Origin of the sequence: Xanthomonas vasicola (genome assembly GCF_000772705.2) — a bacterium.
GTDB classification, from domain to species: domain Bacteria; phylum Pseudomonadota; class Gammaproteobacteria; order Xanthomonadales; family Xanthomonadaceae; genus Xanthomonas; species Xanthomonas vasicola.
On sequence record NZ_JSBW02000021.1, the window covers coordinates 46109 to 68165 of the forward strand.

The 22057-nt window shown below is 63.8% G+C and carries 15 protein-coding genes, 1 other RNA gene and 1 pseudogene; 16 read left to right on the top strand and 1 reads right to left on the bottom strand.

Translation table 11 applies throughout. From position 1 onward, the window contains the following. The first annotated feature begins 1 nt into the window (after nucleotide 1). Both NX05_RS04235 and folK read left to right on the top strand, forming a co-directional pair. Nucleotides 2-1504, top strand: a complete 1503-nt coding sequence (locus tag NX05_RS04235) for an ATP-binding response regulator (RefSeq protein ID WP_010368207.1) — start codon at nucleotides 2-4, stop codon at nucleotides 1502-1504. Between the two features lie 92 nt (nucleotides 1505-1596). Next, nucleotides 1597-2112: a 2-amino-4-hydroxy-6-hydroxymethyldihydropteridine diphosphokinase gene (gene folK / locus NX05_RS04240; protein ID WP_017118973.1), complete on the top strand. Its 516-nt coding sequence runs from the start codon at nucleotides 1597-1599 to the stop codon at nucleotides 2110-2112. 165 nt (nucleotides 2113-2277) lie between these two features. Here folK and NX05_RS04245 read toward each other — a convergent pair whose 3' ends face one another. Next, nucleotides 2278-3015, bottom strand: coding sequence for a pteridine reductase (locus NX05_RS04245; protein WP_039431747.1), 738 nt, complete (start codon nucleotides 3013-3015; stop codon nucleotides 2278-2280). Between NX05_RS04245 and NX05_RS04250 the strand changes: the two genes are divergently transcribed. From NX05_RS04250 to NX05_RS21765, 14 genes and pseudogenes are all read left to right on the top strand, one after another. Next, nucleotides 3014-4267: a class I SAM-dependent methyltransferase gene (locus tag NX05_RS04250; RefSeq protein ID WP_172645707.1), complete on the top strand. Its 1254-nt coding sequence runs from the start codon at nucleotides 3014-3016 to the stop codon at nucleotides 4265-4267. The two genes, NX05_RS04245 and NX05_RS04250, sit on opposite strands and share 2 nt — an antisense overlap. After that, on the top strand, nucleotides 4255-4668 hold the full coding sequence (locus NX05_RS04255; protein ID WP_039431745.1) for a VanZ family protein: 414 nt from the start codon (nucleotides 4255-4257) through the stop codon (nucleotides 4666-4668). Before NX05_RS04250 ends, NX05_RS04255 begins: the two co-directional genes overlap by 13 nt. A 228-nt stretch (nucleotides 4669-4896) precedes the next feature. Then, nucleotides 4897-5142: pseudogene (gene gspM / locus NX05_RS04260) on the top strand (type II secretion system protein GspM); the annotation flags it as partial. A 5-nt stretch (nucleotides 5143-5147) separates the two neighbouring features. Continuing rightward, nucleotides 5148-5858: a type II secretion system protein N gene (gene gspN, locus NX05_RS04265; protein ID WP_039431798.1), complete on the top strand. Its 711-nt coding sequence runs from the start codon at nucleotides 5148-5150 to the stop codon at nucleotides 5856-5858. 716 nt (nucleotides 5859-6574) lie between these two features. Then, the gene (locus tag NX05_RS04270; RefSeq protein WP_010368199.1) at nucleotides 6575-9283 is read left to right on the top strand and encodes a TonB-dependent receptor; all 2709 of its coding nucleotides are present in this window, start codon (nucleotides 6575-6577) and stop codon (nucleotides 9281-9283) included. 153 nt (nucleotides 9284-9436) lie between these two features. Continuing rightward, nucleotides 9437-12328 (top strand): beta-galactosidase GalA, encoded by a 2892-nt coding sequence (gene galA / locus NX05_RS04275; protein WP_173568302.1) that lies wholly within the window; start codon nucleotides 9437-9439, stop codon nucleotides 12326-12328. Continuing rightward, nucleotides 12325-14721, top strand: coding sequence for an alpha-N-acetylglucosaminidase (locus NX05_RS04280; RefSeq protein ID WP_039431742.1), 2397 nt, complete (start codon nucleotides 12325-12327; stop codon nucleotides 14719-14721). Before galA ends, NX05_RS04280 begins: the two co-directional genes overlap by 4 nt. Before the next feature lie 121 nt (nucleotides 14722-14842). Beyond that, a complete protein-coding gene (locus tag NX05_RS04285; RefSeq protein WP_039431740.1) occupies nucleotides 14843-16021 on the top strand; it encodes an acyltransferase family protein in 1179 nt (392 codons plus the stop codon). Nucleotides 16022-16278: 257 nt separating this feature from the next. Then, entirely contained in the window at nucleotides 16279-17001 is a 723-nt protein-coding gene (locus NX05_RS04290) for a GntR family transcriptional regulator (RefSeq protein ID WP_039431737.1), read from the top strand. Nucleotides 17002-17036: 35 nt separating this feature from the next. Further along, nucleotides 17037-18308: a sugar MFS transporter gene (locus NX05_RS04295; protein WP_039431734.1), complete on the top strand. Its 1272-nt coding sequence runs from the start codon at nucleotides 17037-17039 to the stop codon at nucleotides 18306-18308. Nucleotides 18309-18340: 32 nt separating this feature from the next. Next, nucleotides 18341-19408 (top strand): LacI family DNA-binding transcriptional regulator, encoded by a 1068-nt coding sequence (locus NX05_RS04300; protein WP_039431733.1) that lies wholly within the window; start codon nucleotides 18341-18343, stop codon nucleotides 19406-19408. A gap of 6 nt (nucleotides 19409-19414) precedes the next feature. Beyond that, nucleotides 19415-20443, top strand: coding sequence for an SIS domain-containing protein (locus tag NX05_RS04305; protein ID WP_039431730.1), 1029 nt, complete (start codon nucleotides 19415-19417; stop codon nucleotides 20441-20443). A 2-nt stretch (nucleotides 20444-20445) separates the two neighbouring features. Beyond that, nucleotides 20446-21600, top strand: coding sequence for an N-acetylglucosamine-6-phosphate deacetylase (gene nagA, locus NX05_RS04310; protein ID WP_039431728.1), 1155 nt, complete (start codon nucleotides 20446-20448; stop codon nucleotides 21598-21600). Between the two features lie 62 nt (nucleotides 21601-21662). Beyond that, nucleotides 21663-21739: non-coding RNA, sX9 sRNA (locus NX05_RS21765), on the top strand. Nucleotides 21740-22057 lie beyond the last annotated feature (318 nt).

A 22057-nucleotide genomic window follows, 5' to 3' on the forward strand; every position in this document is an offset into this window, starting at 1 on the left:
CATGCCGCATGAGGGTGGCAATCTGGAGCAGCTGAAGATCCTTCTGGTGGAAGATTCACCGGAAGACGCGGAGCTATTGTCCGACCAGTTGCTGGATGCCGGGCTGGATGCGGCATTCGAGCGCGTGGACAGCGAGCCGTCGCTGCGCGCCGCGCTGGAGACCTTCCAGCCAGACATCGTGCTGTCGGACCTGAGCATGCCGGGTTTTTCCGGCCATCAGGCGCTGCGTCTGGTGCGCCAGAATGGTGCCACGCCTTTCATCTTCGTCTCCGGCACCATGGGTGAAGAGACCGCGGTCAAGGCGCTGCAGGATGGCGCCAACGACTACATCATCAAACACAACCCAACCCGTTTGCCGAGCGCGGTGATTCGCGCGATCCGCGAGGCGCGCGCCGATCTGGAACGCCAGCGCGTGGAAAGCGAGCTGATGCGCGCGCAACGGTTGGAAAGCCTGGCGATGTTGGCGGCCGGCCTGAGTCACGATCTGCGCAATATCCTGCAGCCGTTGTTGATCGTGCCCGACCTGCTGGCCGGGCGCACCGACGACCCGCAGCTGCGTCAGCTGGCCAATGTGGTGGCCGAATGCGGCCGGCGCGGGCATGAAATGGCCGAGTCGATGCTGTCGTTCGTGCGTGGTTCCAACAAGCCGCGCGAGCAGGTGTCCATCGCCAATCTGTTCCAGGCGGTGCAGATGCTGCTCAAGAGCAGCCTGCCCGACGGCGTGCGTCTGCAGATGGACACCATCGCTGCAGATCTGACCATCGAGGCCAATTACACCGAATTGCAGCAATGCCTGCTCAACCTGGGCTTGAACGCGATTCAGGCGATGCCGGCGGGCGGCACGCTGATCCTGACGGCCGATCGCTTTGACGACACGCGCGTGCGCATGAGCGTGGCCGACACCGGCGTGGGCATGAGCGATGAAACCCGTGCGCGCCTGTTCAGCCCGTTCTTCACCACCAAGGCCGATGGCACCGGGCTGGGGCTGATTTCGTGCAAGCGCATTATCGAGAGCTATGGCGGCAGCATCGTGGTCGATAGCCGGCTGGGTGAAGGCACGCGCTTCGACATGATCGTGCCAATGCGCGCGGTGTCGACGGCAGTGACAGAAACCGAACTGCCGCTCCCGCTTGGCCATGGGCAGCGTATTTTGTTGGTGGATGGCGAGGCCACGCGCCTATCCCTGCTGGGCAATGCACTTTCCAGCCAGGGCTATCAGCCGCAGTTGGCCAGCGATGGTGCCGCGGCGCTGCAGTTGGTGCAGCAGCACGCCATGCCGGACCTGGTGATCATCGACAGCGACATCATTCTGCTCTCGGCAGTGAGCGTGCTGCTGAGCATGCAGGAGCTGGGGTACCAGGGCCCGGCGATCGTGCTGGAAGATGTTGGCGCGCCGCTGCAGCGTTCACATTTTCCATCGGATCTGCCGGTGCATGTATTGCGCAAACCGCTGGAAATGCGCCGGGTCTTCCGCGCCGTTTCGCACGCGCTGGAAGTGGCCTGACACCAGGTTTCTGCGGACTCAGTGCGTGCGTGGATAGGTGCAATGCGATTGCAACAGTTGACGCCTATGCCGGCCGCATGCGCGAATAATGCATGACCAACGTGCTTCTCAGCCTCGGCAGCAATGTCCAGCCGACCCACTACCTGCGCTTGGCTGTCGCCGCCTTGCGCGCACGCTTTGGCCAGCTCGACGTCTCCCCCGCATACCGCACGCCGGCGGTGGGCTTCGATGGGCCGGATTTCGTCAACAACGCAGTGGCATTGCAGACCGATCTGGAGCTGGACGCGCTGGATCACTGGCTGCATGCGCTGGAAGATGCGCACGGGCGCGATCGCAGCGGCCCGCGTTTCAGCAACCGCACCCTGGATGTGGATGTAGTGTTCTTCGGCAATTGCATCGTCGAAGGCCCCGGGTATCTGCGTATCCCGCGGCCCGAGCTCAAACACGCATTCGTGCTCAAGCCAATGGCCGATATTGCGCCGGATTTTATCGACCCGCTGAGCGGCCAAACGTTGGCAGCATTGTGGCAGGCGCATCCGCAGTACGGCAGCGCGTTCACGACGGTGGAGCTGGATGCGACTGTGCCGGAGGTGAGTGCGGCGCAGTAGTACCGTTCTGGCGGCTTTGCTGAGCGTGGTTGAGCAAGCGTGCGGGCAGCGATATGGCGTGCGAAACCTGTATGGCAGTGGCGCCTGCGATGTCGCAGCTGAGCTGATGCGCGCTGCTTAGATATCAACTCTCAGCAGCGAAGCATGGTTAGCCGACAACGCTGCTCAACTGAGCTGGCGGCCACCATCGACGTGCAGGGTCTGGCCGGTGACAAAGCTGGCGTCGTCCAGCAACCAGCGCACCGCTTCGGCAATTTCTTTCGGCGTGCCGATGCGCGCCAGCGGTGTGCGCGCGAGCAGCGCCTGCTTGGCTTCGGAGGACTTGCCTTGTTCCGGCCATATGATCGCCCCGGGCGCGACCGCGTTGACGCGCACATGCGGCGCCAGTTCCAGCGCGAGCGAGCGGCTCAGCGTTTCCAACGCGCTTTTGGACGCGCCATACAGCGGGTGGTTACGCATCGGCTGCTGCGCGTGCAGATCGGTAAGGTTGACGATGGCGCCGCGATGCTGACGCAACTGTTCTGCGGCTGCCTGGGCGATGAAGAACGGCGCGCGTGCGTTGACCGCAAACAATTCGTCCCATTGCGCTGTGGTGGCCTCGCCGATGGCGGTGGGGTAGAACGCCGAGGCGTTGTTGACCACGCCATCCAGGCGGCCGAAGGAGGCAATGCAGTCGGCCACCAGTTGCGCAGGTGCTTCGGGCAGGCGTAGATCGGCATGCAACGCCTGCGCACTACCGGCACGCTGTGCGCATAACTCGGCCACGCGCGCGTCCAGCACCTCAGCGGAGCGGTGCGCATGCAGCGCAACGCGGTAGCCGGCGGCGTGCAACGTGGTAGCGATCTGCGCGCCGATGCGGCGGGCGGCACCGGTGATCAACACCACCTTGGAACTGTCTGTCATGGCGTACTCGCTCGGCGTTGCGGAGGGCTCGGCTATCCTGTGCATTGTCCCCGCAACCGGTGCCCGCATGCACGCCGACCTTCCCACACCCGATCCGGACGCACTGGCGCACAGCGACCGGCTGGCTGCTCACGTACGCGCCGAAATTCAGGCCGCCGGCGGTGCAATTCCGTTTTCGCGCTTCATGGAGCTGGCGCTGTATGCGCCCGGCCTGGGCTATTACAGCGCCGGCGCGAGCAAGTTCGGCGAGGCAGGCGATTTCGTCACCTCCCCGGAACTGGGGCCGTTGTTTGCGGCCACTGTCTCTGGTGCGTTGGCGCCGGTGTTGCAGCAGCTCGGGCCGCAGGCGCGGGTGCTGGAAGTGGGCGGCGGTAGCGGCGCATTTGCCGAAGTCACGCTAAAGCGCTTGCTGGAGCTGGACGCGCTGCCCGAGCGTTACGCGATCCTGGAACCCAGTGCCGACCTGCGCGAGCGTCAACGCGAGCGGTTGGGGCGCAGCCTGATTCCGCCGGTATTCGATCTGGTGGAATGGCTGGATGCGCTGTTCCCGGACGATTGGGATGGCGTGCTGTTTGCCAACGAAGTCATCGACGCCTTGCCCACGCCGCGTTTCGCACTGCGCGATGGGCAGGTGTATGAAGAAACCGTGGTGCTGGATGCCCAGCAGCACTTCGCGCGCGGCGAGCAACCGGCCGATGCGTTGCTGAGCGCGGCCGTGCGTCACCTGGAGCGTTATCTGGAGCAGCCGTTCGCCGATGGCTATCGCTCCGAGTTGCTGCCGCAGTTGCCGTACTGGATCCAGGCGGTAGCCGGCGGTTTGAAGCGTGGCGCGATGTTGTTCGTCGACTACGGTTACCCGCGCGGCGAGTTCTATCGTGCGCAGCGCGAGGACGGCACGTTGCGTGCGTTTTACCGGCATCGCATGCACGAAGATCTCTACCGTTGGCCGGGCCTGCAGGATCTGACCGCATCGGTGGACTTCACCGCGTTGGCCGAGGCAGGCACCGGCGCAGGTTTCGAGCTGGCCGGGTATTGCACGCAAGCAAGCTTCCTGCTCGGCAATGGGCTGGACGCATTGTTGGCGCAGGCCGATACGCGCACCGATGAAGTGGGGCGCATGCGTCTGCGCGAACAGATCAAGCGGCTGACGCTGCCCAGCGAGATGGGCGAGCGCTTCCAGGTGATGGGCTTCTCGCGCGATGTCGACTTTGCACCTGCGTTCCTCTCAGGTGATCTCACGTGGCGGTTGTGATCTGGGCGCTGCGGCCGTTTCAGCGGCCGCGCTTGTGGGTGGGCTTGTGGATCGCCGCAATCGTTGTGGTGATTGCCGTGTGTTTGGGGCCGCCGCCTGAGTTCCCGGAGTTGCCGTCCAACAGCGACAAGGCAGAGCACTTCATCACGTTCGCGTTGCTGTGTTGGGGAGCCGTGCAATTGTTCGCCACCCGTCGCGCGCTGGTGTTTGCCGCCTTCGGATTGGTGCTGCTGGGCATCGGCATCGAAATCGCACAAGGCGCGCTGACCACCAATCGCAGCGCCGACCCGTACGATGCATTGGCCGATACCTTGGGCATTCTCGCCGGGCTCTGTCTGGCATGGACGCCGTTGCGATGTGTGATGTTGCGGATTGATCGGCGCCTGTTTGGTCGGCGCTGATGATTAAGGAGCGTCATTAGCGGGATTAGCTAGCTGTCGGCAGCGGTGTGCATGTTCTCAATCTAGGAATGAAGGACATGCTGGCGTACCCATGTGTCCCGTGAGCTTCGCAATTCAAGCCAGGCAACTTGATAGCTTTAAAAAGCCACCGACTAACTATCTGGTGCGGTGCCCTTGCCGATTGCGGGCTCGTTGGCGGCATGGATGTCGCCAACCAGCCCCCATGGAGGCCCGGCCGCATTGGCCGAGATTATCGCCAGTGGCGCGCGCGATGCCGGCATGAGCATTACTTCTCGGCAACGTCGCGCGGCTGGCGGGGTAGACGTACAGATCGATGCGGTCAGCGCCGCCAACTTGTTCGGCTGGCTCGAGCGGTTGCGGCAAGCATATGGTGTAGTGCCGACACAGCTGAGCGTCGTGCGCGATCAGGGCCAACTCCGCGTACGCTGCAGCTTTGCGGAATCTGCGCCGTGACCCATTTGCGCTGGGCCTTGATCCTCCTGTTGATGCTGGGTGTCGCCTTGATCGCGTCGCTGCCCTTGCGCTTGGTGCTGCCACGCGAAGGGCTGCCGTTCTCGGTGCTGGACGTAGAGGGCTCCATCTGGGCCGGCACGTTGCGGCACGTGGAATGGCAGGGCATTGCGTTCGGCGATGTCGCAGTACGCCCGCGTCTCTTGGCGCTATTGCGTGACGAGTATCAGGTGCACCTACAGTCCCCGCAGCTGCAACTGCTGGTGGTGGATGGCGCGCAATACGGCATTCGCAACGCACAGGGCGAGCTGCTGTTGCACCAACCAGGTGGCGTGACGCTGATCGATCTGGTCCTGCAGCTGCAGCAGGTCGATCTGCTATTCGACGCCACCGGCTGCGTGCAGGCGCGCGGGCGGGTCAGCCTGCAACTGCTGGCGAGCGGCGAGGGCGAGCTTCCCGGTCTGCCGCCGTTGCGCTTGTCCGGGCAGCCGCAGTGCGTGGATGACACCGCCGTGTTGACCCTGCTGCCAGATGCGGCGCTGCCTGCCGGCGTGCAGGTCGAGGTACAGCTGCAACTCTGGCGCGATGGACGCTGGCAACTGCAGTCGCGTGTCGATCCAGCGCAGGACGCCGTGCTGCGTATCGGGCTGCAATTGCTCGGCTTCGCTGCTGCCCCGAAGCGCGAGTTTCTGCGCAACGACCAAGGACAATTGCGCTAGAAGCGCGATGACTGGCTGCGTGCCGCAGCATCGGCCTTCTGCACCATTGGCGTGCATGCCCCACGGTTGATGTGTTCGTCACGGACGCTTGGATGGCGTGCTGACTCATCCGTTGACAACGTTGTCGTGGTGCAACGACGCAGAGTCATTACGGCACATGTTCGCTTGCGCGAATAGACGCGACACACGCTTTGGAACACACATGAGCGCGCTGCAAAGGACTGTGACGCAGCCCCGGTGATCGCAATGCCGCGACCGCGGCGTGGACTGCACACAATTGGTCTGGTCACCGAGAATTGGTCAGTGACTGGTCCTGTGACAACGATGCCCGGTGCGCACCCGATATCCGTGCATGCACCGTTGAAGGTCAATAACGACGGGGAACGGGCGCCTTATCAGAGAGCTATCAAACACTTTCGAAAGTGACTGTTGACACGATCTTTTAGAGACCATAAGAATCAACTCCACTGGATTGGTACTTTCCATTCAGGGCCGTTGATCAGCAATGGCATGCGGTGCCGGTCCTGGGAGGGAGGCGGCATCGGCACCCACGGGGGGCCGTGGGTGCTCGCAGACAACAGATCGCAGGCGGTTCCGGACGTCCGGAACTGGTGACCTGTGCGCGCGTGGTGGGTTGCCAGCGCGGGATCTGTCATCGCTGATCGATCGGAATGCCAGTCGCGTTGTCGTCCAGCCATTCCACTCCAGGATCTCTCATGTCGCCTCTCCCGCGTGCCTCGCTGCGTTGTTGTTCGCCCTCGTCGCTGTCCCTTGCCATTGCGCTGTCGCTGCTTGCCTGCGGCGCCAACGCGCAGACACAGGACGCATCGTCGGCAGCATCGGCGCAGATCTCCCAGCTCGATACGGTCAAGGTCACCAGCTCGTACCAGAAGAGCCTGATCACCGCGATGGACAACAAGCGCGACGACGTGCGCATGACCGACGGCATCTCTGCGCAGGACATCGGCAAGTTTCCTGCCGAGAACATCGCCGAGGCGATCCAGCGCATTCCCGGCGTGCAGATCTCCACCATCAACGGGCGCGGTTCCACCATCAGTGTGCGCGGCCTGGGGCCGCAGTATTCGGCCACCACCATCAATGGTCAGGTGATCAAAAGCGCCGATTTCACCGATGGCTTCCGCTACGACATCATCCAGCCAGAAGTGGCCGCCGGGATCGAGGTGATCAAATCGCCGTCTGCGGACATGGATGCCGGTGGCTTGTCGGGCACGGTCAACATCAATACCACCAAACCCCTGGACTACCAGCAGACCAAGCTGTTGTTCTCGGCCAAGACCCAATACTCCGAATTTGCTGGCGGCTCGCCAACGCCCAAGGGCGTGCTGACCTATATCGACCAGTTCAAGTTCGGTGGCGGCGATCTGGGCGTGTTTCTCAGTGCGGGCTATCAGAAGCTAAAGGATCGCGCCGATTATCTGTGGATCGACCGTTGGTATACGCAAGCCACCGACGCGGGCACCTTGTATATCCCGCGCCGTCCGCGCTATCGCTCGATCGAGCGCGACACCACGCGCAAGATGTTCAACGGCGGCTTGCAGTGGAAGCCCAGCGACCAGCTGGAGATGAACCTTACTGCGCTGTATTCGCAGGACCGGACCGCCAACGACATGAACCAGCTGGTGTACTCGTTCGAGCGCAGTCCGCTGACGGTGCTGCAGACCAACGGGCTGACCGCCACACAGGTGTCGGCATCGGATTACTGGCTGGAAAACAATCACCAAATCGAACAGCACAATCTGTCCACCCAGTTGCTTACCTACGACTTCAAGTGGAAGGGCGATGCCTGGACGTTCAGTGGCGCGGCCAATTACACCCAGGGCAAGACCGACGAGAACGAGCGTGCCGCGATCCTGGGCCGGATTCCCTCGGCAACGCTGCTGGATACCTCCAATCCCGACGCAATCTCGCTGACCACCGATGCCGACGCCAACGACGCTAGCGCCTGGAACAAGGCCAATCTGGTGCGCAGCGAATATCCCAACGGTTCCATCCAGTCACTCAGCAACAAGGAATGGTCGCTCCAACTGGACGCCGAACGCTATCTGGACCTGGGTGCGTTGAACGCAGTGCGCTTCGGTGCCAAATACCGTCGCGAAACCTTCGATCGCGATGTGCGCCGGCGCGACTTTTTGTATCTGCTCAGGACCGGTGCGGTGTCGGGTTTCGACATGTTTCCGGAACTGTCGGCCGCCAGCAGCACGGTCAGCAACTTCCTCGACGGGCAACTGGCCTCGCAGGACAGCTGGGTCACCCCGGACATCGCCGCTTATGCGCGCTCGCTGGCGGCCGCGGGCATCACCGTGCCGGTGTTGTTTGCACCGCAGAGCAGCTACAGCATCGAGAACGACATTTCTTCGGCGTATGCGATGGCGCGCATCGACACTGACATCGGCAGCATGCGTTTGCGCGGCAACGTCGGCATGCGCTACGAAAATACCAAACGCACCACCGACACCTACCTGACGCAGGCGCAAGCCGCGAGCGACGACGCCAATATCGTGGTCGGCACCGCGCGCGCGCCGTACGAGTATTCCAACTGGTTGCCCAGCCTGAATCTGGTGTTGGATATGCGCGAAGACGTGCTGCTGCGCTTTGCGGCGGCCAAAGTCTTGGTGCGCCCGATTCTGGACAGCAATACCGCCATCGCCTCAACGATTTCAACCGGCACCAATACCGGCGGCACCACCACCTATGTCGTCACCCAGGGCCAGACCGATCTGAAGGCATTGACCGCCGACCAAGCCGACCTGAGCCTGGAGTGGTATTACGGCAACGGCGGTGCGCTGACCGTGGCCGGGTTCTGGAAAAACATCAAGAACGGAACCTTCAACAGCATCGTCTGCCCGGCCGCGTTCAACGGCACTGCGCTGTCCAGCAATGCAGCCGGCGACTGTGTGAGCAGTAACGGCGATATCTACGAGATCACCGCCACCACCAACGATCCGAGCAAGGTCAAGATTCGCGGTTACGAGCTGGGCTGGACGCAATCGCTGGATGCCTGGTTGCCGATCGATGGCTTCGGGTTCACCACCAATTTCACCCGGGTGATTCCGCAGCGCGATACCGATTTCAAGATCCGCAACCTGTCCGAACAGACCTGGAATGCCACCGCATATTGGGAAAGCGAGCATTACTCGGCACGCGTGTCGCTCAATCATCGCAGCGAGTACGAACAGGACAGCAGCGACAGCTTCTTCGCGCGCGAAGGCCACATCATGAAGGCGCGCACGCAGCTGGATGCGGTGCTTGGCTACCAGGTCAACGACAAGCTGAGTTTTCAACTGGGCGGCCTGAATCTCACCAACCAAAAGGAAGAGGCGTACAAGGACATCCCCAGCCGCTGGCAGATGACCGGCGTGACCGGTCGCAGCTACTACCTGTCGATGCAGTGGGACATGCGTTGATGCTGAGGCAGCGCGCTTCGGGCCGCCATGCACAGCTGCGCGCGGCGGCCAGCAGTGAAGGTAACGGTGCTGGTGCAGGGGACGCGTGCCGTGCCGTGCTGGCAGTGCGGGCACCACGTGGCGTGCATGCACCGCAATTGATCAGGCGTTGCCATGCGCAGGCGTGAGTTCCTTGCCGGCAGCGTCTGTGCCTCATCGCTGCTTGGCATGCCTGCGCTGGTGTCTGGCGCCGCCGCCGACACCCCACGTGTCGGCACCAGCGCCAAGCCGCCTCCCGGGCCGCAGACATCCGCCACAGGGGCCGGCGGCCAATGGCTGGATCTGGACGAGGGATGGCGCTTTCATGCCGGCGATGTGCCATTTCCGCGCCTGCTGGGGCAGGACGAAACGTACGCCAATGGCAAGGCGGGCCGGGCCTGGGGCGCGGCGGCGCCGGACTTCGACGATACCGGTTGGCGGCAGCTGCAATTGCCGCACGATTTTGTCGTGGAGCAGCCGGTGCGCGCCGACGCCAACGTCGCGCAAGGCTATCGCCCGCGCGGTCTTGCCTGGTACCGGCGCACGTTCCGGCTGGAAGAGGCGGTGCGCGGCCAGGCGGTGGAACTGCGTCTGGACGGTATCGCCAGCCATGCCACGGTGTGGGTCAACGGCATGCTGATGGCGCGCAGTTGGAGCGGCTACAACGGGCTGGTGATCGACATCACGCCGGTCGCACGCTACGGCAATGCATTGAACAGCATCGCCATCCGCGTCGATGCCGAGGCCATGGACGGGTGGTGGTACGAAGGCGGCGGCATCTACCGCCACACCTGGCTGGTGCTGCGTGCGCCCCTGCATATCGCCGGCGACGGCTTGGCAGCGGTTCCGCGCGAAGGCCCGGGCGATGTCTGGCAGGTGCCGGTGCAGTTGGACCTTGTCAACAGCGGCGAGCAGCCCGCTGATGCGTGGGTTGAGGTCGTCTTGCGCGATGCGCATGGCGCTGTCGTGGCGCATGGTCAGACGCAGTTGCGGCTTGCCGCCTTCGCCACTGCACAGGCCGCGATCAGCATCGCAGTGCCAAAGCCGCAGCGCTGGAGCGTGGAGACACCGGTGCTGTATCGCTTGCAAGCCGAGGTGCAGGGCGCAGACGGCCGCAGTGACCGTGGCGCGTGCGACGTCGGCTTTCGTAGCCTGCGCTTCGATGCCGACCACGGTTTTTTCCTCAACGGGCGTGCGCTCAAGATCAAGGGCGTCTGCCTGCATCAGGACCATGCCGGCGTTGGCGTGGCGCTACCCGATGCGCTGCATGTGTTTCGTCTGCAGCGGCTGAAATCGATGGGCTGCAATGCCATCCGTCTGCACCACGCAGTGGCGCCGGAACTGCTACAGGCCTGCGACCGTCTCGGTATGTTGGTGATGGCTGAGAACCGCCTGTTCAATCCTGCGCCCGACTATGTGGCGCTGCTGCGCAATATGGTGCGGCGCCAGCGCAATCATCCCAGCGTATTTTTGTGGTCGCTGCTCAATGAAGAGCCGCTGCAAGGCACCGCCACCGGGTACGCGATCATAGCGCACGCCGCCAGCGCGGTGCGTGCGCTCGATGACACGCGCCCGATCACCGCCGGCATGAATGACGGCATGTTCGCCACCCGCGGCGCGGCCGATGTGGTGGACGTGCTCGGTTTCAACTATCGCCAGTACAACTACGACCGCGTGCATGCGGCACGTCCGCGCACGCCGATGCTGTCCAGCGAAGACACCAGCGCGTTTCAGACGCGTGGTGCATGGTTCACCGATTTGGACGCGCACGTGGTGGCAGAAGACGACAGCCTGGCTGCGGACTGGGGCAATACCCATCGCCGTGCCTGGCAGCTGATTGCCGAACGCCCATTCGTCGCCGGCAGTTTCGTGTGGACTGGTTTCGATTATCGCGGCGAACCCACGCCGTTCGAATGGCCATCTGTCGGGTCGTTCTTTGGCATCATGGACCAATGCGGATTTGCCAAGGGCGCCTATTGGTTGCGCCGCGCTTTATGGATCGACGATGCGCTGGTGCTGCACCTGTTGCCGCACTGGAACTGGCCCGGACGCGAAGGTCAGCCGATCAAGGTGATGGCGTTCTGCAATGCCGAGCAGGTGGAGTTGTTGCTCAACGGTCGCTCGCTCGGGAAACAAGCGGTGGATCGTGCGCAATCGAATCAATGGCAGGTGGACTACGCGCCAGGTGTGCTCGAAGCGGTGGGCTGGCGTGATGGACGCGAAGTGGCGCGCACGCGTGTGGAAACCACCGGCGCGCCTATCGCGCTCAAACTCACCCCCGACCGCAGCGGACTGCGCGGCGATGGTCGCGATGCGCAACCGGTGACCTTGGAAGCGGTAGACGCGCAGGGGCGTCACGTGCCCGATTGCAATGCACAGCTGACGCTGCAGATCAGCGGCGGCCTGCTGCTCGGTGTCGGCAATGGCGACCCGAATGCGCATGCCGCCGATCAGAGCATGCAGGTGGCGTTGTTCAACGGGCTGGCGCAGGTAATTGTACAAGCCGGGCGCGGCGCAGGCGTGTTACGACTGCAGGCCCGTAGCCCCGGATTGCGCGATGCAGTGCTTGAGATCGGCTGCACCTCAGTGCCGCTACCGGCGTCGGTGCCGATCGCGGCGCCGGTGATGGTGGTCGAAAGCTGGCGCCACACCGCGGCATTCGCGCAGCCGCCCGCACCGGACCTCCCGCGCCGTCCCAACGACAACAACAGCTGGAGCAATACGCTGCCCGGCACCTTGGAAAGCGCACCCGAAGGTGCCGGCTATGTGTTGTACCGCACGCAATTCACGCCCTGGCAGGGCATGCAAAGCCGCGGCGGCATACTCGACCTGGGCCGCCTCAGCGGGCCGGCGCAGGTATTTCTGGATGGCCGCGCAGTCGCCCAGGCAGCGGCCGGTACACCCATCACCGTGGCGCTTGCACCCGCGGCAGGCGAGCGCACGCTGGCGGTGATTCTGCAGGTCGCTGCCGATCAACCATTTGGATTCCACGACGTCGTCTCCGTGCATTATCGGAACTCGCCATGACCGCCTCACTGTTTTCTCCATCGTCGCCTGCGCGCTTGTTCGCCGTTGTACTGGGTGCGTTGCTCGCCACTCCGTTAAGCGTGCTGGCAGCACCGCCGGCGCAGGCGGTAGTGCAACGCCTGATCGGTGCGCGTGCCGCCCAGTTCGAGATGACCGTGGCGCCCCGCGGCGATGGCGCGGACTGGTATCGCATCGACGCCGGCGGCGACACGGTGCGTATTGCCGGCTCCTCGCAAGTGGCCTTGGCGCGTGGCGCCTATGCGTATCTCGGCCAGGTCGGTGCGGCGTCGATGAGTTGGGAAGGCGACCGTGTGGCATTGCCAGCACAATGGCCGGCCTATAGCAGCGGCCAGGTGCGCACACCATTTGCCCACCGTGCCTACCTCAACACCTGCACCTATGGCTACACCACGCCGTTCTGGGATTGGCCGCGCTGGCAGCGCGAGATCGACTGGATGGCCTTGCATGGCATCGACATGCCGCTGGCGATGGAAGGCCAGGAAGCAATCTGGCAAGCGCTGTGGCGCGAGTTCGATGTCGGCGATGATGCGCTGGCGGAGTATTTCTCTGGCCCGGCGTTCACGCCCTGGCAGCGTATGGGCAATATCGAAGGCTATCGCGCGCCGTTGCCGCAACACTGGATCGACAGCAAACGCGTGCTGCAGCGGCAGATCCTGACGCGCATGCGCGAGTTGGGCATGCAGCCGGTGCTGCCGGCATTTGCCGGCTACGTGCCCAAAGCGTTCGCGCAGGCGCATCCGCATGCGCGCATCTACCGCATGCGCGCCTGGGAAGGCTTTCACGAAACCTATTGGCTGGATCCGCGCGATCCGTTGTTTGCCAAGGTCGCGCGGCGATTCCTGGAGCTGTACACCCAGGCCTACGGCGCAGGCGAGTTCTACCTGGCCGATGCCTTCAACGAAATGCTGCCACCCGTGGCCGACGACGGCAGCGATGTAGCCGCCGCCAAGTATGGCGACAGCATCGCCAATTCCGATGCCGCACGGGCAAAAGCGGTACCGCCAGCGCAACGGGATGTACGCCTGGCCGAGTACGGGCAGGCGTTGTATCGCTCCATCGCGCAAGTGAACCCGAAGGCGACATGGGTAATGCAGGGCTGGCTGTTCGGTGCAGACCGCGAGTTCTGGCAACCGCAGGCGATTGCTGCATTTCTCGGCAAGGTGCCCGACGCACGCTTGCTGGTGCTGGACATCGGCAACGACCGCTACCCCGGCACCTGGAAGGCTTCGCAGGCGTTCGACAACAAACAATGGATCTACGGCTACGTGCACAACTACGGCGCCAGCAATCCGCTGTATGGCGATTTCGCGTTCTATCGGCAAGATCTGCAAGCCCTGCTTGCAACTCCGGAAAAACGCAATTTGCGCGGCTTTGGCATCTTTCCGGAAGGGCTGCACAGCAACTCGGTGGTCTACGAATATCTCTACGCGCTGGCCTGGGAAGGCCCGCAACAGCCGTGGTCGCAGTGGCTCACGCAGTATCTGCGCGCGCGCTACGGCCGCAGCGATGCGGCCTTACTGAGCGCATGGTCCGATCTGGAAGCAGGCATCTACCAGACCCGCTACTGGTCGCCACGCTGGTGGAACAAGCGTGCCGGTGCCTACCTGCTGTTCAAGCGGCCGACTGCCGACATCGTTAAGTTCGACGATCGCCCCGGCGACCCGCAGCGTCTGCGCCGCGCGATCGATGCGTTGCTGCAGCAGGCCGAGCGTTATGCCGACGCACCGTTGTACCGATACGATCTGATCGAAGACGCGCGCCACTACCTGAGCCTGCAGGCCGACCGTCAATTGCAGGCAGTGGTGCAGGCCTACAACGCCGGCGACTTCGCACGCGGCGATGCACAGCTGGCGCGCATCACGCAACTGGTGCAGGGGCTGGATGCGCTGGTGGGCGGTCAACACGAAACCTTGGCCGACTGGACCGGCCAGGCCGCCGCTGCGGCAGGCAACGATGCTGGATTGCGGCGTGCCTATGTCGGCAATGCGCGTGCGCAGGTCAGTGTCTGGGGTGGCGACGGCAATCTTGCCGATTACGCGTCCAAGGCGTGGCAGGGCATGTACGCAGATTTCTATCTGCAGCGCTGGACGCGCTTCCTCAGCGCGTATCGTGCTGCACGCAAGGTCGGCACGCCGTTCGACGCGGCGGCCATGGATCAGCAGCTTGCCACATGGGAACGCCACTGGGCCGATAAGGAGCAAGTGCCGAAGCGTCAGCCTCCACGCGATCCACTGAGCTTGCTGCAGACTCTGCTGGTGCAAGTGGATGCGCCCGCTCCAAGGCAAAGCGCTTCGCAGGATCAGGGGCAAGGCGAGCGGCAGGACGGCGCATACGGCGCCGTTCAAGGCACCGCGCAAGGAGCCGCGCAATGAACGAATCTCTATTGCAGATGGTGCTCATGCATGAGCGCAGTTGTGTGGATGTGAGAGCCCAGGCCACGAGACGTGCGTTTGCATGCCGCATCCATCTCGACGCCATGGGCGAGGGCGGGCAATGAGCGCACACACGCCCGCGGCTGCCACCGCAACTGCCACAACCACTGCAACCGCACCACCAAAACGCGAACGCTTCCTCTCGCTGGATGTGTTCCGCGGCCTGACCATCTTCCTGATGATTCTGGTCAACACCGCCGGGCCGGGCGCGCAGGCGTACGCGCAGCTCACCCACGCGGCCTGGTTCGGCTTCACCCTGGCCGATCTGGTGTTTCCTTCGTTTCTGTTCGCCGTTGGTAGCGCGATGAGTTTTGCGCTGGCAACCAACACGCCACCTCTGCAGTTCCTTGGCCGCGTGAGCAAGCGTGCTGTGCTGATCGTGCTGTGTGGCGTGCTGATGTACTGGTTTCCTTTCTTCCATCTGCAGCCCGATGGTGTATGGGCGTTCACGACGGTCGATCAACTGCGCCTGACCGGCGTATTGCAGCGAATCGGCCTGTGTTACCTGGCGGCGGCATTACTGGTGCGCTATCTGCCACCACGCGGCATCGCGCCTGCCTGCGTCGCGCTGCTGTTGGGCTATTGGGCGTTGTTGTATGTCTTCGGCCAACCCGGCGTGGAGCTGAGCAAGACCGGCAATGCCGGCACTCGCCTGGATCTATGGCTATACGGGCGCGCGCATCTGTACCGCAAGGACGGCGGCTTCGATCCCGAGGGCCTGCTCGGCACGCTGTCGGCCACGGTCAACGTGCTGGCCGGTTATCTGTGTGGGCGCTTCCTGCAGCGGCACGGCAAGACCATTGCCAGCACGCGCAGCTTGTTGTTGGCGGGCGCAGGTCTGGTGCTGCTGGCGCTGCTCTGGGCGCCGGCCTGGCCGTTGTCGAAGAAGCTCTGGAGCGGGTCGTTCGTTGCCTGCACGGTGGGCCTGGATCTGCTGGCGCTGGGCGTGCTGGTGTACCTGCTGGAGTTGCGCGGCTGGATCGGCGGCAGCGGCTTCTTCACCGTGCTGGGACGTAACCCGCTGGCGATCTATCTGTTCTCCGAATTGTTCGTGGTGGTGTTGCGGCTAATCCCGGCCGGCAGCTCGGGGCTGGATTTGTACGCCTGGGCCGGCATCCGTGTGTTCCAGACCATTGCACCGGGTCCACTCGGGTCGCTGCTGTGCGCGCTGAGCTACACGCTGGTGTGCTGCGCCGTGGGTTGGTGGATGGATCGGCGGCGCTGGTATCTGCGGCTGTAATGGCGCCGGCCACCCCTACGATGCGCCAGGCTGCAAGGCACTGACCAGCTTTGGCCGCAACTGCCGGATGCCGACCAGCGTTGCGGTCCTTGGGTCGGGGCGGGGTAAGGCACGCTAGTGCGCACTTTGGAGTTATCCACGACCTGATGCGCGCGAGGCAAATTGGTACTATATTGGACCTAACAAATCCACGTCGGTCCGGAGGACAGGCAATGGTCAAACCGAGAACCAACGCCAGGATGGACGACGACCCCAGGATGGATGCGCTGGCGCTGGAGGTCTCTGCGCCTACCCCACTATATTTGCAATTGGCTGCCAAGCTCACCGACGCCATCCGTGGTGGTCAATGGAAGGCCGGCGAGGCGCTGCCGGCCGAGCGCCAGCTGTGCGAGCGGCTGCAGATCTCGCGCGTCACCCTGCGCCAGGCAGTAGATGTGCTGGTCGAACAAGGCCTGGTCTCGCGCCGGCAGGGCGCGGGCACCTTCGTCACCACCCAGATCCAGCACCAGCTCAGCGGCCTGACCAGTTTCAGCGAAACGCTGCGCATCAAGGGCTATGAGCCCGGCACGCGCTGGCTGGAGCGGCGGCTGCGCCCGGCACACGGCGAAGAGATCCTGCGGCTGGGCCTGTCGCCGGATGCGGCAGTGGCCTCGCTGACGCGTCTGCGCAGCGCCGACGACCGCGTCATGGCCTACGAGCACGCGGTGTTGCCGCAGCGCATCGTGGCCGACCCGCAGCAGATCGGCGATTCGCTCTACAGCTATCTGGATGCGCAGGGCACACCGGTGATGCGCGCACTGCAGTACTTCCGCGCCATCAATCTGCCCGCACGGTTGGCCGAACATTTGCGCATGAAGACCGGCGAGGCGATTTTGCACGTGGTGCGCGTGGGCTATGCCCGTGACGGCAGCGCGATCGAATTGACCGACACCTATTGCCACAACGATTTCTACGATTTCGTCGCCGAACTGCGACGCTGACCGCCGATCCACGCGCCCCCGGAGCACGCACGCCCATGACCAAAGTACGGCCCGCCAGTCCCTACGCCTCCATCGCCATCGTCGGCCTGTTGTTCTTCATCATGGGCTTTTTTACCTGGATCAACGGGCCGTTGATCCTATTCGCCAAGGTCGCCTTCAACGTCAGCGACGCGTTCGCGTTTCTCATCCCGAGCGCGTTCTACATCTCCTACTTCTGCCTGGCGCTGCCTTCTTCGCTGATCCTGAAACTGACAGGGATGAAGAAGGGGCTGGCCCTGAGCTTGCTGGCCATGGCGATCGGTGCCGCCATCTTCGGTCAGTTCACCAACGCCCGTTCCTATGTGGGAGCCGTGAGTGGCATCTTCATCATCGGTGGAGGATTGGCCTTGCTGCAGACCGCAATCAATCCGTACATCAGCATTCTCGGTCCGATCGATGGCGCGGCCCGTCGCATCGCGCTCATGGGCATTTGCAACAAGGTGGCTGGGGCACTGGCCACCTATGGGCTAGCGAAGGTGGTCCTTCACGGCATGGAGGATTTTTCGACCCAGGTGGAGAAGGTGCTGCCGGCGCAGAAAGAAATTCTGTTGCAGGAGTTCGCTGGCCGCATCTATGGACCTTATATGGCGATCGCGGGCGTGCTTGCGTTGCTTTCTGTCGCCATCCTGTATTCGCCCTTGCCCGAGATCAGTGCCGAGAAGGCGAACTCGTCGGCAAAATCGGACGAGCGCAGCCGTGACAGCATCTTTGCGTTTCCGCATGTGTGGTTGGGCGCGTTGTGCATCTTCGTGTACGTCGGTGCAGAAGTGATGGCGGGCGACGCGATCGGCATCTATGGCAACAGCCTTGGTCTCTCGCTGGACTACGCGAAATATTTCACGATCGGCACGCTCGCCTGCATGCTGGCAGGCTACGGGGTGGGCTTGGTGCTGATTCCCAAGTACATTTCCCAGGAAAGGTACCTGTTCATTTCGGCATGCCTCGGCATCGTTTTTTCGCTGTGTGCGATGTTGACTCACGGCTATATCTCGGTAGCGTTCGTGGCAGCGCTCGGATTCGCCAACGCCATTATGTGGCCGGCCATCTTCCCCTTGGCTATCAAGGGGCTAGGAAAATTCACTGAAAGGGGCGCGGCGCTGTTGATCATGGGCATCGTGGGCGGCGCAGCGGTTCCCCAGCTGTTTGCCCACCTAAAGGAGTTCTTTGATTTCCAGGTTGTCTTCGCCGGCTTGATGATTGCCTGCTACCTATACATCTTGTTCTTTGCGCTGCGCGGTCACCGCGTCGGCCAGGGCGCGGCGAGCTGACGCGCTTTTCTCCAACGCGGCAAACTCATCCCATGCGTAGACCTACCATCAAAGATGTCGCCGAACGCGCCAAGGTCTCGTTGAAGACCGTGTCGCGGGTGATCAATAACGAGCCGTCGGTGATGCAGGCCACGCGCGCGCGCGTGCTGCGCGCCATCGCCGATCTCGACTACGAACCCGATCCGTCCGCGCGCAATCTGCGCAGCGGTACGCCGTTCGTGATCGGCGTGGTTTACGACAATCCCAACCCGTACCACATCATCGGCATCCAAAACGGCGTGCTGGCCGCGTGCCGTGAAACCGGCTTTGGCTTGCAGATCCATCCCTGCGATTCCACCTCGCCGTTGCTGGCCGAAGAACTGGCCGAATGGGTCCAGCGTTCGCGTCTGGCCGGTGTGGTATTGACCGCACCGATGTCCGAACGCCCGGAGTTGCTGGCAGGTCTGGCGGCGCGCGGCATCAAGAGCGTGCGCATCATCGCTTCGACCGATGACCCGGGCGATGGCCCGTGCGTGTATATCGACGACCGCGATGCCGCGTATGAAATCACCGAGCATCTGATCCAGCTCGGCCATCAACGCATCGGTTTCCTGTGGGGTGGCCCGCAGCATCGCTCCAGCGGCGAACGCTATGCCGGCTATGAAGCGGCGTTGAAGGATTACGGCATCAACCTGGACAAGCACCTGGTGATTCCCGGCGATTACACCTTCGACGATGGCTTCCGTGGTGCGCGTCGGCTGTTGTCGTTGCGCGAGCCGCCCACCGCCATCTTCGGCAGCAATGACGAGATTGCTGCCGGCGTGCTGGCCGCAGCCAAATCCACCGGCATGAACGTGCCGTATGAATTGTCGATTGCCGGTTTCGAAGACAGCCCGTTTTCGCGCCAGTCATGGCCGGCATTGACCACCGCCAAGCAGGCCACCGAGGACATCGCGCGGCATGCCGCACGCCTGTTGATCAGCCAGCTACGCAGCGATGCCTACGACGACCAGCCCGCGCAATTGCAGAACCGTGGCTTCGTGCCGCAACTGGTGGTGCGCGGCTCCACCGCGCCGGCGCCTGCGTCCACCGGCAAACCTCTCCCCCCCGAATCCGCCTGAGCCACGATGAGCCTTCCCACCGAAACCGACACCTTGATGTTCCGCGAAGCGGCGCAGACTGCCGATGTGGTTGCTGCACAGTTCGCACGTAACGCCGACACCATCGCTGCGCTTGCGCAATCGCTGCGTGACAACCCGCCGCCGTTCGTGGTGACCTGCGCGCGCGGCAGTTCCGACCACGCCGCTACCTATGCCAAGTATCTGTTCGAAACCCAACTCGGCATCGTCACTGCGTCTGCATCGCCGTCGGTAGGCTCGGTGTATGCAGCGCCGCTGCACTTGCGTGGCGCGCTGTACATCGTGATTTCGCAATCGGGCAAAAGCCCCGACCTGCTGCGCAATGCCGAAGCCGCCAAGGCCGCCGGCGCGCGCGTCGTCGCGCTGGTCAACGTGGAAGATTCGCCGCTGGCGCAGCTGGCCGACGTGGTGATTCCGCTCGGCGCAGGCCCGGAAAAAAGCGTGGCCGCCACCAAGAGCTATCTCGCCTCGCTGGCAGCACTGCTGCAACTGGGCGCAGTGTGGAAGAACGCCCCGGCGTTGCTTGCCGCGCTCGATGCATTGCCGCAGCAGTTGCGCAGCGCCTGGCAGGCCGATTGGTCCGAACTCACCGCTGGCTTGGTGCCCGCACACAACCTGTTCGTGCTCGGCCGCGGCCTGGGCCTGGGTGCGGCGCAGGAAGCGGCATTGAAGTTCAAGGAAACCTGCGGCCTGCATGCCGAAGCCTACAGCTCGGCCGAGGTCAAGCACGGCCCGATGGCCCTGGTGGGACCAGGCTTCCCGGTGCTGGTATTCGAGCAACCTGACGAAACCGGTGCCGGCACCCGCGTACTGGCCGAAGAATTCCGCGCGCGTGGTGCGCAGGTGTGGCTGGCCGCGCCCGGTGGCGATTTGCCGCTGGCAGAGGCCGCGCACCCGGCCTGCGCGCCGCTGCTGACCGTGCAGAGCTTCTATCGTGCGATCAATGCACTGGCGCTGCAGCGTGGCAACAACCCCGATCTTCCGCCGCATCTGAACAAGATCACGGAAACCGTCTAATCATGCACGCTCTCACGACTCAGGCACTGTGCAACGCGCGCGTGCTCACCGACAACGGATTGCAGGACGGCCTGGTCGTGGTGCTGGCTGGCACGCAGATCCAGGCGATCGTACCGGCCGACGATGCGCGCGTTGCGCAGGCCGACATGCGCGTGGATCTGGGTGGCGCCACCTTGTTGCCTGGCTTTATCGACATCCAGGTCAACGGCGGCGGCGGGGTGTTGTTCAACAACGCACGCGACCCGCAGGCGCTGGCGGCCATCGCCGCTGCGCATCGTCGTTTCGGCACCACCGGCATGCTGCCGACCTTGATCAGCGACACCGCGCAGGTGATGGCCGAAGCGATCGACGCCACTCGCCAGGCCATCGCACAAGGCGTGCCCGGCGTGCTCGGCATCCATCTGGAAGGCCCTTACCTCAGCCCTGCGCGCAAGGGCACGCATGACGAACACAAGTTTCGGCTGCCGGACGCGCATGAGATTGCGGTCGACACCTCGCTGGACAACGGCGTCACCTTGATCACGCTCGCCCCCGAGCGCGTGCCGCTGGATGATATCCGTGCCTTCGTTGCCGGCGGCGCGATCGTGTTCGCCGGCCACACCGCGGCGACCTATGAGCAGGCACGCGACGGCATCGCTGCTGGCGTCAGTGGCTTCACGCACGTGTACAACGCGATGTCGCAGCTCGCTGGCCGCGAACCCAATGCAGTCGGCGCCGCGCTGGAAGACTCCAATGTGTGGTGCGGTGTGATCGTCGATGGCGTGCACGTGCACCCGGCCAGCCTGCGCGTGGCGCTCGCGGCCAAGCCACGCGGCAAGCTGCTGCTGGTGACCGACGCCATGCCGATGGTCGGCAGCGACAGCCCCAGCTTCGATCTCTACGGCGAAGCCATCACCGCTGTGGACGGCGTGGTGCGCAATGCAGACGGTGCGCTCGCCGGCTCCGCACTGGACATGGCCACCGCGGTGCGCAACAGCGTGCGCTGGCTCGGCGTGGACCTGGCCGAAGCCGCACGCATGGCCTCCACCTATCCCGCGCAATGCATCGGTCTGGGCGAACGCCTGGGGCGCATCGCACCCGGCTACCAGGCCGATCTCGTGCTGGTGGATGCCGACGTGCAGGTGCTGGGCACCTGGATCGCTGGGCAGCGCGACTAAGAGCGGCTAACAGCACGACTGCGCTCACCGCCAGGCGGGCGCGGCCGGTGCTCGGAATCGGCATGTACCACGCGTCCACTGCGGTTCTGAGCGCGCCGTCCGCGCCCACCTGACAGCTGCTCGCAACGTTGTGTTAGCCGCTCTAAATCCGAAGGACGGACAGCTGCGCGCGCTGGCAGGCGACGCAGCCGTCGCGTACGAGTTCGGCTGTCGCTCGCTCTGGTCAGTGTACTTAACACGTGGTCATCGGGCATGGACGTGCTCGGCGACGTGCTTGCTGGCGATCATGATGGTGCCGGATCAGGGAGCGGCGCGCGCGCATAGCCGCCGCTATGGTTCGGACTGCACCGAGGTCGATGCTGCTGCCGATACCGTCACTGCCACTGCTGAGGGGGTGGGCACTGGCGGCGCGCGTCGGCGGTGATGGTGCATGCCTGCTCGTGCTGCTCTGATGCCG

Coding starts and splice junctions, on each gene's coding strand:
- NX05_RS04235 (WP_010368207.1), top strand. CDS start 2: ATGCCGCATGAGGGTGGCAATCTGGAGCAGCTGAAGATCCTTCTGGTG.
- folK (WP_017118973.1), top strand. CDS start 1,597: ATGACCAACGTGCTTCTCAGCCTCGGCAGCAATGTCCAGCCGACCCAC.
- NX05_RS04250 (WP_172645707.1), top strand. CDS start 3,014: ATGGCGTACTCGCTCGGCGTTGCGGAGGGCTCGGCTATCCTGTGCATT.
- NX05_RS04245 (WP_039431747.1), bottom strand. CDS start 3,015: ATGACAGACAGTTCCAAGGTGGTGTTGATCACCGGTGCCGCCCGCCGC.
- NX05_RS04270 (WP_010368199.1), top strand. CDS start 6,575: ATGTCGCCTCTCCCGCGTGCCTCGCTGCGTTGTTGTTCGCCCTCGTCG.
- galA (WP_173568302.1), top strand. CDS start 9,437: ATGCGCAGGCGTGAGTTCCTTGCCGGCAGCGTCTGTGCCTCATCGCTG.
- NX05_RS04280 (WP_039431742.1), top strand. CDS start 12,325: ATGACCGCCTCACTGTTTTCTCCATCGTCGCCTGCGCGCTTGTTCGCC.
- NX05_RS04285 (WP_039431740.1), top strand. CDS start 14,843: ATGAGCGCACACACGCCCGCGGCTGCCACCGCAACTGCCACAACCACT.
- NX05_RS04290 (WP_039431737.1), top strand. CDS start 16,279: ATGGATGCGCTGGCGCTGGAGGTCTCTGCGCCTACCCCACTATATTTG.
- NX05_RS04295 (WP_039431734.1), top strand. CDS start 17,037: ATGACCAAAGTACGGCCCGCCAGTCCCTACGCCTCCATCGCCATCGTC.
- NX05_RS04300 (WP_039431733.1), top strand. CDS start 18,341: ATGCGTAGACCTACCATCAAAGATGTCGCCGAACGCGCCAAGGTCTCG.
- NX05_RS04305 (WP_039431730.1), top strand. CDS start 19,415: ATGAGCCTTCCCACCGAAACCGACACCTTGATGTTCCGCGAAGCGGCG.
- nagA (WP_039431728.1), top strand. CDS start 20,446: ATGCACGCTCTCACGACTCAGGCACTGTGCAACGCGCGCGTGCTCACC.